Source organism: Xanthomonas sp. SHU 308, assembly GCF_000364645.1.
GTDB lineage: Bacteria > Pseudomonadota > Gammaproteobacteria > Xanthomonadales > Xanthomonadaceae > Xanthomonas_A > Xanthomonas_A sontii.
Genome location: NZ_AQOK01000007.1, coordinates 1 through 10,026 on the forward strand (window position 1 = coordinate 1; position 10,026 = coordinate 10,026).

The following is a 10,026-nucleotide window of genomic DNA, read 5'->3' on the forward strand; positions in this document are numbered from 1 at the left end:
TGGCGCGCGCCGGCCATCGCCGACGCGCACCTGCCGCACTCAGCGCGGCGCCGGGGCCGCCGCCCCGCCCTGCGGCACCCCTTCGGCATCGATCACGGTGACCTCGCCCAGCTTCAGCGCGCGCACCGGCGCCTCGATCTGCTTGAGGTCGCCCACCACCACCCAGGTCAAGGTGTTCGGGTCGAGCATCGACGCCGCCTCGCGCACCTGCGCGGGGCTCATCGCCTCGATCTCGGCCTTGCGCTTGAACACGTAGTCGTCGGGGCGGCCGTAGCGGACGATGCCGCCGATCGCGCCCATCACCGCGCTGGCCGTCTCGTAGGCGCCCGGCAGGCTCAGGGTCTGGATGTTGCGGATGCGCGCCACCTCCTCCGCCGTCGGCGGCGCCTTGCCGCTCGCGAAGGCGCTGATCTCCTTGTACATCTCCTGCAGCGCCGGGGCGGTCTTGTCGATCTGCACCGGGGCCGAGGCGGTCCACGGCCGCTGGCCGAGGGCGCTGGCCGCGCCGCTGCGGGCGCCGTAGGACCAATGCTTGTTCTCGCGCAGGTTCATGTTCAGGCGCGAGGTGAAGTCGCCGCCGATCACGCCATTGGCGATGTCGAAGCGGACCGCCGCCGGATCGGTGGTCGGCGGCACCAGTTCCGAGGCGAACAGGTTGGCCTGCACCGCGCCGGGCTGGTCGATCAGGTACACGCGTGGCTTGGCCGGCCGCGCCACGTGGGCCGGGACCGGCACCGACGGCGCCGTCCCTTCACCCTTCCAATCGCCGAACTGCGCGTCCAGCAGCGGCACGATCTCGGCCAGGGTGGTGTCGCCGACCACGATCAGGGTGGCGTGCTCCGGACGCACCCAGTCGCGGTGGAAGTCGACCAGATCCTCGCGCTGCAGGGCCGCGATCGCCGCCTCGGTGCCGATGCCGCTGAACGGCATCGCGTAGGGATGGCCGACGCCGTACAGCAGCGGCGGCAGCACCCGCATCGCCACGCCGTTGGGCTGGGCCTTCTCCTGGCGGATGCTGGCGATCCAGCTGGCGCGGACCCGTTCGATCTCGTTCGGCGCGAAGCGCGGCCGCCGCAGCATGTCCGCGTACAGCGCCAGCGACGGCGCCAGGTTCTCCTTCAGCGCCGACAGGTAGGCATTGCTGCCGTCCAGCGCAGCGCCGGCCGCCAGCGACGCCCCCAATGCCTCGGCCGCATCGGCGAACGCCAGCGCATCGCGCTCGCCGGCGCCATCGTCGAGCATGCCCATGGTGAAGTTGGCCGTCCCCGGCTTGCGCCCCTGGTCGGCGCTGTAGCCGCCCTGGAACTCGTAGCTGAACTGCACCACCGGTACCTCGTGGCGTTCGGCCAGAATCACCGTGGTGCCGTTCTTCAGCGTCGCGCGCTGCAGCGTCGGGAACGTCAGTTTCGGAAACTGGGTGGTCTTGGGCGGGCCGGCACTGCGGTCGACCACGCTGGGCAGGGTGCGGTACTTGGGATCGACCGGCGGCGGATTCAGCGGCGCCGGTTGCACCGTCGGCTCCTCGGCCTGCGCCACGCGTTCGCCCGGCTGCACCAGCAGGGTGTAGTCGCCCTTGCCCAGCCACTTGCGGCCGACGGCGGTGAGATCGCGCGGGCGGGTCTCGGCGATGGTCGCCAGCGAGGTACGGAAGCAGCCGGGGTCGCCGGTGTACACCGCGCACTCGGCCAGCACGTCGGCCTTGCCGCCGAAGCCGCCGATGCGCTCGACGCCACGGATGAAGCCGGCGCGAAAGGCGGTCTTGGCGCGCGCCAGTTCGGCCTTGTCCGGCCCCTTGTCCAGCAGCCGGCGCAGCTCTTCGTCGATCGCCGCCTCGACCCTGGCCGGGTCCACGCCCTGCTTGACCATGGCGATGATGCCGAAGCCGGAGCCGAGCTGCGACGGCCAGACCGAGGCGCTGACCATATCCACCAGCTTGTCCTGGTGGACCAGGCGCCGGTCCAGCCGCGAAGAGGTGGCGCCGCCCAGCACCTGCGCCAGCAGTTGCAGGCGGTCGACGTCCTCGGTGCCTGTCTGCGCCACGTTCCAGACGCGGTAGATCCGCGTCTGCGGCACCTTGTCGGTCATGGTCTCGCGGGTGGACTGGCTGCGCTGGGCCACGTCGACCTTGGGCTGGGCCATGCTCGGGCCGGCCGGGATGTCGCCGAAGTAGCGCGTCACCTTCTCCTTGGCCGTGGCCACGTCGATGTCGCCGGCCAGCACCAGCACCGCGTTGTTGGGACCGTACCAAGTGCGGAACCACTGCTTCACGTCGGCCAGCGACGCTGCATTGAGGTCGTTCATCGAGCCGATGACGGTGTGGTGGTACGGGTGGCCGGCCGGGTACAGCGCGCGACTCAGCCGGCTCCAGGCCTGCCCGTACGGCTGGTTTTCGCCCTGGCGCTTCTCGTTCTGCACCACCCCGCGCTGCTCGTCCAGCGCCGCCTGATCGATGGCGCCGAGCAGGTGGCCCATGCGGTCCGACTCCATCCACAGCGCCATGTCCAGCGCGGTGGTCGGCACGTTCTCGAAGTAATTGGTGCGGTCGCTGTTGGTGGTGCCGTTCTGGTCGGTGACGCCGACCTGCTTGAACGGCTCGAAGAACTCGCCGTGGTGGTTCTCGCTGCCCTGGAACATCAGGTGCTCGAACAGATGCGCGAACCCGGTGCGCCCGGCCGGCTCGTCTTTGGCGCCGACGTGGTACCAGAGGTTGACCGCCACGATCGGCGCCTTGCGATCGGTGTGCACCACCACCCGCAACCCGTTGGGCAGTGTGAATTGCTCGTAGGCGATATCCACCGACGCGGCGGCAGCGGGCCTGGCCGCCGTCGAAGGCGGCGCGTAGCTCAATGCGCCGAGCGCGACGGACAGGGCGACGGCCAACAGGGCGCCACGCGGGCGGGTCGAGACGGTCATGCGGATTCCTTCTTCCTTGGGGCGAGTGAAACAGCCGGTGAACGCCGATCGTACCGGGCGTACCGCACGGCGCGCAGTCCGCCGTTGTCGCTGACGCCCTTCTGCAACGGCGTCACCCCCAACCCATCAGCGGGTCGGCTGCCGCCGCGGACGGCGCCGCGGTGTCCGCGTCCGGCGTACGCGAGCGCCCGGGTGTCCGCCCGCGGACACATCACCCAGGAAAATTCTCTTTCAAAAACAGAATCTTGGAATTGGCACGCGGTCTGCTTACACATCCCCGAGCGCAAGAGTCCCCGGCATTAAGTGAATGAAAGCTTAATAAAACAACCCGGCGCAAAAAAGTTCTTGCAACCCCTGATTAGGTGTACTACCTTACTACCACACCACTTATCAACAACACCAAAGAGGCCCATCATGAAGACCACCGCCCTGCTCCTGACCGCCGCCATCGCCGCCCTGCTCGCCGCGCCGTCCTTCGCCGCCACGCAGATCACCACCCTGGATGCGGTGCAGGTGCGCCCTTCCGCCGACCAGATCGCCCAGCGCAGCATCGAACAGGCCAGCGGCATCGCCACCCTGGCGGCCGTGCAGGTGCGCCCCTCGGCCGAGCAGATCGCCCAGCGCGACGCCGAACTGTCCAGCCCCATCGCCACCCTGGCGGCGGTGCAGGTGCGGCCCTCCGCCGAGCAGCTCGCCGAGCGCGACCAGGAGCAGGCCGCCAGCCAGCACGTGGTGACCCTGGCCACCGTGCAGGTGCGTCCGGATGCGGACATGGGCAGCATGCTGGCGATCGGCGACGTGGTCGGCGAGACGCTGGACACCGCTCGGCTGCAGCTGCAGCCGAGCCTGCAGAAGCTGGGCCAGGACCTGGCGGTCGGCCTGGTGCGCTGAATCGGCACCAAGGTCTCCGCGCCGGCGCGTACACTGCGCCGATGATCGCCACCCCAACGCTGCATGTTCTGCTGTACCAGCCCGAAATTCCGCCCAACACGGGCAACGTCATCCGTCTCTGCGCCAACACCGGCGCGCAACTGCACCTGATCGAGCCGCTGGGCTTCGACCTCGGCGACCGTCAGCTCAAGCGCGCCGGCCTGGATTACCACGAGTACGCACGATTGCAGGTCCACGCGTCGCTGGATGCGGCCCTGCAGGCCATCGCCCCGCGCCGCCTGTTCGCCCTCAGCACCCGCAGCAGCACCCGCTACGACACGCCCGCCTTCGCCGACGGCGACGCCTTCCTGTTCGGCCCGGAAACCCGCGGCCTGCCGGACACGGTGCTGGAGCAAGTGCCCGACGCGCAGCGCCTGCGCCTGCCGATGCAGCCGCACAACCGCAGCCTCAACCTGTCCAACGCGGTCGCGGTGGTGGTGTTCGAGGCGTGGCGGCAATTGGGCTTTCCCGGCGCCGACTGAGCGTACGGCGCGCGTCGCCTGGCAACGCGCCATCCGATGTTCTATCGCTGCATCGCTGGCGCAGCACGCGCCGCGGCACTGCAGGCGTCAGGACAGATCGTGCAGGTCCTTGCCCAGCACCGGCCCCAGGCTCCAGTCGGAGAAGCGGACCATCAATCCTTCCCGTTCCGGTGTGCACGTCATGGGGCCGACGAGGTAGGAGGAGGCGACCGGGAACGGGCACAACCGCACCAGCGGCCAGGATTTCCCGTCGCGCGAGACCTGCAGGCGCAGCACGCCCTTGTCCATGGTGGCGCGCATCCAGAAATCCGACGCGTCCGCTTCGTACGGGCCGGTGGCCCAGTCCGAACGGCCGTCGGTCAATACGCTGCTGAGCATCGGCCGCCCATCGCTCAGTTCGATGCCGGCCTTGACCCAGCGGCGCTCGTCGACCCGCACCATGAGGCCGGCCTGATCGTAGAGCTGTTCGAACTTGCCGCGCACGCGCAATTGGCAGGGGAAGCGCGCGGGCGCGGCGATGCCGAGGAAATGCCCACTGTCGCGGGTGAACCCGTAATGGGTTTCGCGCCAGAAATCGCCGCCCTTGTCGGTGACGACCTCGAGTACGCCGCCCGGCAGGATCCGATGGACCTTGGGCGCGTTGAGCCAGGTGCCCGCCTCCCAGCCGGAAGCTGCCGCCGCGCGCACACCGCTCGCCAGCACGACGCTGCCGGCGGCGAGCCCACCCAGGGTCGCCCGACGACCGGTATCCACGTCGTGCTCCCTGGAATTCGCCATCGCACTGCTCCTCACGTCGCTGTTTCGGAGGCGCCATCGCGGCGATGGCCTTCGTCGACCTCATCGGCGAATTTGTACATTCGTACCAATTGAGGCGTCAACCGCGACCTGCGATCATCGGCCTTCGTCGAGACAGCGTTGGACAGGCATGAGCGGCAGGACCTGGCGCCAGGATCCGCACCGGAAGGAAGCGATCGAGCAGGCCGCGCTGCGGGTGATCCTGGACCACGGCGTCACCGGCACCACCTTCCGCAAGGTCGCCGAGGCAGCCGGCGTTCCGCTCAGCGCCACCACCTACTATTTCGGCTCGATGCACGACCTGCTGGTCGCCGCGTTCACCCGCTTCTCCCAGGACGTGTCCGCCGACTTCGCCGCCGAAATCCGCATCGCGCAGAACCGCGACCAGGCCTGCGAGGCGGTGGTGAACATCATCTTCGCCGAGGGGACGGCGTCCCCGCGGGTGCTGCTGCTGAGCTACGAACTGTATGCGTTCGCCCGCCGGCATCCGGAGATGACCGCGATCATGCAGCAGTGGATGGCCAGGAGCCGGGCCGCCCTGGAAACACAGTTCTCCGTCGCCGCATCCGCCGCCATCGATGCCTTCATCGAAGGCGCGACCATCCACCGCTCGGTGGTGCCCATGGACATGCAGCGCGTCCGCGCGGCGATCGAGACGCTTGCCGCGCTGTAGCGTGCCGCTCGCACGCGGTGGGCGTCGCCACCTGCGCTGACAGTCCTGAAATTCCCTGTTGCCTGGAATGCAACGGCGCGCATCACAACACTGCATCGCGAGCGCCTGAACGGGGCGTTTAATTTATGGACTGGTCGGTTTGGGATTCAGGGCGAGTTCGGGTCGCTAACGGATAATTTACATATCGGCAGCGAACGGCCCCACGCCTCAGCGCCGACAAACCAATAACGAAGGTACCCGATTATGAAGACCTCTCTGCTTGCTCTCGGCCTCCTGGCCACCCTGCCGTTCGCCGCTTCGGCCGCCGAAGGCCTTTCCTACAACTATGCCGAAGCCGGCTACGTCAAGACCGACGCCAGCGGCGGCGATGCCGACGGCTGGGCGGTCAAGGGTTCCTACGCGTTCCACCCGAACTTCAGCGTGTTCGGCGACTTCAACCGCCAGAAGACCGACTTTGCCGACGCACGCGTCGACCAGTGGCGCGTCGGCGCCGGCTACAACCACGAGATCGCGACCAGCACCGACCTGGTGACCCGCGTGGCCTACAACCGTTTCGCCCCGGAATACGGCACCAAGTTCAACGGCTGGAGCGCCGAAGCGGGTATCCGCACCGCGTTCAACCCGTACCTGGAAGTCTATGCCCTGGGTGGTTACGAGGACTACCTGAAGAAGGACGGCGTCAATCCGGAAGGCACCTTCTACGGCCGTCTGGGCGCCCAGGCCAAGCTGAACCAGAACTGGGGCCTGAGCGCCGACCTGAAGATGGACCGCCACGGCGACAAGGAATGGTTCGTCGGCCCGCGCTTCAGCTGGTAAGCGTTGCCTAGCGCCGCGCGCGTCGTCTCTCTCTCCCGCCGCGCGCGGTTCGGAAAGCCCGGTCCCACGACCGGGCTTTTTTTTGCCTGCCGATCCGGCTCATCGCTGACCCACGGATATGCAGACACGCAAACGCCCGGCCAGGCCGGGCGCTTTCGTGTCCGGCGGTAGCCGGATCAACTGAACAAGGTGGTCGGGTACTCGGGCTTCTGTTCGCGCGCCAGCAGCTGCTGCAGGCCGACCGCCGGGGTCAGCTCGCCATGCAGGACCGCGCGCACCGCGTTGGAGATCGGCAGATCGATGCAGTGGCGCTCGGCCTGGCGCATCACCTCGTCGGCGGTCTGCACCGACTCGACCACCTGACCGATCGCGCGCACCGCCTCCTGCAGCGGTTGCCCACGGCCCAGCGCCAGGCCCAGCCGACGGTTGCGCGAGAGGTCGCCGGTACAGGTGAGCACCAGGTCGCCGAGTCCGGCCAGCCCCATCAGGGTTTCCGGCTTGGCGCCGATCGCCGCGGCCAGCCGCAGCATCTCGTTGAGGCCGCGGGTGATCAGGCCGGCACGGGCGTTGAGGCCCAGTTCCATGCCGTCGGCCACACCGGTGGCCACCGCCAGCACGTTCTTCATCGCCCCGCCCAGCTCGGCGCCGACCATGTCGTCGCCGGTATAGGCGCGGAAGGTCGGGCCGTGCATGGCGTCGGCGACCTGCTGCGCGAACGCGGCATCGCCGTGCACGGTCACCGCGGTCGGCAGGTCCAGGGCCACTTCCTTGGCGAAGGAGGGACCGGTGACCACCGCCAGCGGGACGTCCTCGCCGAGGATCTCCTGCGCCACTTCGTGCAGGAACCGCCCGGACCCGGGCTCGAAGCCCTTGGTCGCCCAGGCCACGCCGGCCTGCGCCGGGCGCAGCGGCGCCAGTTGCTGCAGGGTGTCGGTGAACGCATGCGACGGCACCACCACCAGGATCCAGTCGGCGCCGTCGATGGCCGCCGCCAGGTCGGTGGTGGCCTGCAGGCCCTCCGGCAGCGCGATCCCCGGCAAATAGCGCGGGTTTTCGTGGCGCTGCCCGATGGCCTCGGCGACCACGGCGTCGCGGCCCCACAGCACGGTCGGATACCCGTGCCGTGCGGTCAGCGACGCCAGCGCCGTGCCCCAGGAGCCGGCGCCGAGGACGGCGATCTTCTTCTTGGCGTTATCGCGCATGCGCAACGGCGAACGCGCTCAGGCGTTGCCGGCCGGCTCCGAATCGGCCAGCGACTGGCCCTCGCCCTGCTGCGCGCGCTGGCGCAGGGTCTCGGCGTACAGGGCCTCGAAGTTGATCGGCTGCAGGAAGAACGGCGGGAAGCCGCCGGCCTGGATCAGGTCGCTGACCAGCGAGCGCACGTACGGGAACAGGATGCTCGGGCACTGGGTGCCGAGCAGCACGTCCACCGCCTGCGGGTCCAGGCCGACCAGGCCGAACACGCCGGCCTGCTGCACTTCGGCCACGTAGGCGGTCTTGCCGCCGGCGGTGCAGGTCAGGGTCACGGCCAGCACGACTTCGAAGGCCTGCTCGTTCAGCTGCTGCACGCGCTGGTTGAGGTTGAGCTGCAGTTCCGGCTGCGCGTTGTCGTTGAACACCGACGGCGCGTTGGGGGACTCGAAGGACACGTCCTTGACGTAGATCTTCTCGATGGTGAAAGCGGGACCGGCCGCGGCGTCGGCCGGCGCCGCGGCGCCGTTGTTGGTGAGGTCGGACATTGCTTGACTCCGGTGGATTCGGTAACAGAAAGAAACGGGATTATCACACGCCGGCCGCGCCCCTCGAGGTCGGGCCGGACGCGGTGTCTCAGCGGCCCTTGACCAGCGGCAGCTCGGCCTGCTGCCAGGCGGCGATGCCGCCCTCCAGCACGTAGACCTGCTCGAAGCCGGCCTTCTTCAACTGCTTGGCGGCGCCGTCGGCGGTGGTGCCGGTGCGGCAGACCAGCACCACCGGCTGCGCCTTGGCGTTGGCCACCAGCTTGTGCTCGGGGCCGAACTGGCTGGCGGTGGCGTTGCGGCTGCCGGCGATGTGGCCCTTCTCGAAATCGGCCGAGGCCGACAGGTCGACCACCACCGCATTGCCGGCGTTGATCAGGCGGGTCAGCTCCGCCGGCCGCAGGCTCTTGTAGCCACGGAACAGGCGCGCCACTTCGGTGACGATCAGGGCGATGGTCAGGCCCACCAGGGCCAGGGCCAGCATCGGGTTGCGGCCGGCGAAGGCCAGCAGTTCTTCGAAGTTCACGGGACTCGGGGGCTGGAAGCGGGCGCCGATTGTCGCACAGCTCGGCGACCGCGCTACTGGCCGTTCCACAGGTCCGGCAGGCCGTCCTGCAGCCACCAGGTCTTGGCCTCGGGGTCCCAGCGCCAACGCTCGCGGTAGCGGACGATGCGCTCGGCCTGGGTATTGCGGTTGATCACGCCCAGTTCGATCTCGCGCAGCGCCTCGCCGTCGCCGACCGCGCCGCCGCCGACCTTGTAGGAGGAGACCTGGATCTGCCGGTAGCGCTCCAGTTGCAGGTCGGTCAGCGGATGCGCCTGGCGGTAGGCCGGATCGACCACCTGCCAGGCGGTCTCGAACTCGCTCCAGCGCACCGCCGCGGCGTAGGCGGTCTGCAGATCGTCGAGCTTGCGCTGTTGCGCGCGGCTGCCGGCCATGGCCGCGCCGGTCCAGCCCAGCAGCAACAGCAGCGCGAGCGCGCGGAACATCGAGGGCATGGCGGCGTCCAGGTGGCGGCGCGCGGGGCGCGCGATCCGCGCATCCTACCCCTTGGCGAGGGCCACGAAGCGACCGCTCAGGGTCGCCGCCGCGGCCGCGCCGGGCGCGCCGACCTGGGCCTGGATGCCGATGCGGGCGCGGCCACGCTGGCGGAAGGTATTCACGAACACGGCCCAGTCGCCCTCCGCGTCGGCATTGGCCTGGGCATGCAGATCGGCGTAGAGCGGCGACAGGTAGCGCACCTGGCTGTCGGCGACGTAGACGTCGGCCTGCAGGCCGGCGCGGTGCAGCTCGCAGTTGACCAGCCCCCAGCCGGCCAGGGTCATCACCGAGCCCAGGCTGCCGCCGAAGGCGTTGCCCTTGTCGTTGAGGTTGGCCGCCAGTGGTGCGACCAGTTGCAGGCGCTGCTCGGCATACTCGTGCACGGCGACTTGCAGCGCCGCCACCGGCGGCATGGCCTGGAACTGCCGTTGCAACTGCTGCAGGAACGCCTCGAAGGAAAGATCCGCTGCCATGATGCGATTGTGCTGCCGGTGGGGGCTCGCATAATGCCTGGCATGAGCGCGCATGCAACCGCCGCCCCGGCCTGGACCCTGATCTCGCTGCGCCCGCAGGGCGAGCACGCGCCGCTGCGGCGGGCCGCGGCGCGCTGCGGCGCACGGGTGCTGGCGGTATCGCCGT

General features: G+C 69.3%; 11 protein-coding genes and 1 pseudogene. 5 read left to right on the top strand and 7 right to left on the bottom strand.

All coding sequences use genetic code 11. From position 1 onward, the window contains the following. Nucleotides 1–39: 39 nt before the first annotated feature. Nucleotides 40–2,913 (bottom strand): pitrilysin family protein, encoded by a 2,874-nt coding sequence (locus D588_RS0100380; protein WP_017914574.1) that lies wholly within the window; start codon nucleotides 2,911–2,913, stop codon nucleotides 40–42. A 414-nt stretch (nucleotides 2,914–3,327) separates the two neighbouring features. Between D588_RS0100380 and D588_RS0100385 the strand changes: the two genes are divergently transcribed. Together D588_RS0100385 and D588_RS0100390 are read left to right on the top strand one after the other, a co-directional pair. Beyond that, a complete protein-coding gene (locus tag D588_RS0100385) occupies nucleotides 3,328–3,804 on the top strand; it encodes a hypothetical protein (protein ID WP_017914575.1) in 477 nt (158 codons plus the stop codon). Nucleotides 3,805–3,845: 41 nt separating this feature from the next. After that, on the top strand, nucleotides 3,846–4,325 hold the full coding sequence (locus D588_RS0100390) for a tRNA (cytidine(34)-2'-O)-methyltransferase (RefSeq protein ID WP_017907740.1): 480 nt from the start codon (nucleotides 3,846–3,848) through the stop codon (nucleotides 4,323–4,325). An 87-nt stretch (nucleotides 4,326–4,412) separates the two neighbouring features. Here D588_RS0100390 and D588_RS0100395 read toward each other — a convergent pair whose 3' ends face one another. Then, complete coding sequence (locus D588_RS0100395; RefSeq protein ID WP_026143205.1) at nucleotides 4,413–5,102, bottom strand: DUF1349 domain-containing protein; 690 nt, start codon at nucleotides 5,100–5,102, stop codon at nucleotides 4,413–4,415. Nucleotides 5,103–5,250: 148 nt separating this feature from the next. On the opposite strand from D588_RS0100395, the gene D588_RS0100400 reads away from it, so the two are divergent. Both D588_RS0100400 and D588_RS0100405 read left to right on the top strand, forming a co-directional pair. After that, nucleotides 5,251–5,793: a TetR family transcriptional regulator gene (locus tag D588_RS0100400; protein ID WP_017914577.1), complete on the top strand. Its 543-nt coding sequence runs from the start codon at nucleotides 5,251–5,253 to the stop codon at nucleotides 5,791–5,793. Nucleotides 5,794–6,036: 243 nt separating this feature from the next. Continuing rightward, nucleotides 6,037–6,609 carry an Ax21 family protein gene (locus tag D588_RS0100405; RefSeq protein WP_017907743.1) on the top strand — a complete coding sequence of 191 codons (573 nt, stop codon included), beginning with the start codon at nucleotides 6,037–6,039 and terminating at the stop codon, nucleotides 6,607–6,609. A gap of 176 nt (nucleotides 6,610–6,785) precedes the next feature. Here D588_RS0100405 and D588_RS0100410 read toward each other — a convergent pair whose 3' ends face one another. The 5 genes from D588_RS0100410 to D588_RS0100430 form a co-directional block, all read right to left on the bottom strand. Beyond that, complete coding sequence (locus D588_RS0100410) at nucleotides 6,786–7,811, bottom strand: NAD(P)H-dependent glycerol-3-phosphate dehydrogenase (RefSeq protein WP_026143206.1); 1,026 nt, start codon at nucleotides 7,809–7,811, stop codon at nucleotides 6,786–6,788. Nucleotides 7,812–7,829: 18 nt separating this feature from the next. Further along, on the bottom strand, nucleotides 7,830–8,348 hold the full coding sequence (gene secB, locus D588_RS0100415; protein WP_017907745.1) for a protein-export chaperone SecB: 519 nt from the start codon (nucleotides 8,346–8,348) through the stop codon (nucleotides 7,830–7,832). 88 nt (nucleotides 8,349–8,436) lie between these two features. Then, on the bottom strand, nucleotides 8,437–8,871 hold the full coding sequence (locus D588_RS0100420; RefSeq protein ID WP_017907746.1) for a rhodanese-like domain-containing protein: 435 nt from the start codon (nucleotides 8,869–8,871) through the stop codon (nucleotides 8,437–8,439). A 53-nt stretch (nucleotides 8,872–8,924) separates the two neighbouring features. Continuing rightward, complete coding sequence (locus tag D588_RS0100425) at nucleotides 8,925–9,344, bottom strand: hypothetical protein (protein ID WP_026143207.1); 420 nt, start codon at nucleotides 9,342–9,344, stop codon at nucleotides 8,925–8,927. Between the two features lie 45 nt (nucleotides 9,345–9,389). Continuing rightward, nucleotides 9,390–9,860 (bottom strand): YiiD C-terminal domain-containing protein, encoded by a 471-nt coding sequence (locus tag D588_RS0100430; RefSeq protein WP_017914580.1) that lies wholly within the window; start codon nucleotides 9,858–9,860, stop codon nucleotides 9,390–9,392. Nucleotides 9,861–9,893: 33 nt separating this feature from the next. Between D588_RS0100430 and D588_RS27085 the strand changes: the two are divergent. Next, a pseudogene (locus D588_RS27085) lies at nucleotides 9,894–10,026 on the top strand (uroporphyrinogen-III synthase); the annotation flags it as partial.

What these genes read in the sequence shown, in the direction of transcription:
- D588_RS0100390 (WP_017907740.1), top strand. Translation starts at nt 3,846, where the DNA reads ATGATCGCCACCCCAACGCTGCATGTTCTGCTGTACCAGCCCGAAATT.
- D588_RS0100425 (WP_026143207.1), bottom strand. Translation starts at nt 9,344, where the DNA reads ATGCCCTCGATGTTCCGCGCGCTCGCGCTGCTGTTGCTGCTGGGCTGG.
- D588_RS0100385 (WP_017914575.1), top strand. Translation starts at nt 3,328, where the DNA reads ATGAAGACCACCGCCCTGCTCCTGACCGCCGCCATCGCCGCCCTGCTC.
- D588_RS0100405 (WP_017907743.1), top strand. Translation starts at nt 6,037, where the DNA reads ATGAAGACCTCTCTGCTTGCTCTCGGCCTCCTGGCCACCCTGCCGTTC.
- D588_RS0100380 (WP_017914574.1), bottom strand. Translation starts at nt 2,913, where the DNA reads ATGACCGTCTCGACCCGCCCGCGTGGCGCCCTGTTGGCCGTCGCCCTG.
- D588_RS0100410 (WP_026143206.1), bottom strand. Translation starts at nt 7,811, where the DNA reads ATGCGCGATAACGCCAAGAAGAAGATCGCCGTCCTCGGCGCCGGCTCC.
- secB (WP_017907745.1), bottom strand. Translation starts at nt 8,348, where the DNA reads ATGTCCGACCTCACCAACAACGGCGCCGCGGCGCCGGCCGACGCCGCG.
- D588_RS0100430 (WP_017914580.1), bottom strand. Translation starts at nt 9,860, where the DNA reads ATGGCAGCGGATCTTTCCTTCGAGGCGTTCCTGCAGCAGTTGCAACGG.
- D588_RS0100395 (WP_026143205.1), bottom strand. Translation starts at nt 5,102, where the DNA reads ATGGCGAATTCCAGGGAGCACGACGTGGATACCGGTCGTCGGGCGACC.
- D588_RS0100400 (WP_017914577.1), top strand. Translation starts at nt 5,251, where the DNA reads ATGAGCGGCAGGACCTGGCGCCAGGATCCGCACCGGAAGGAAGCGATC.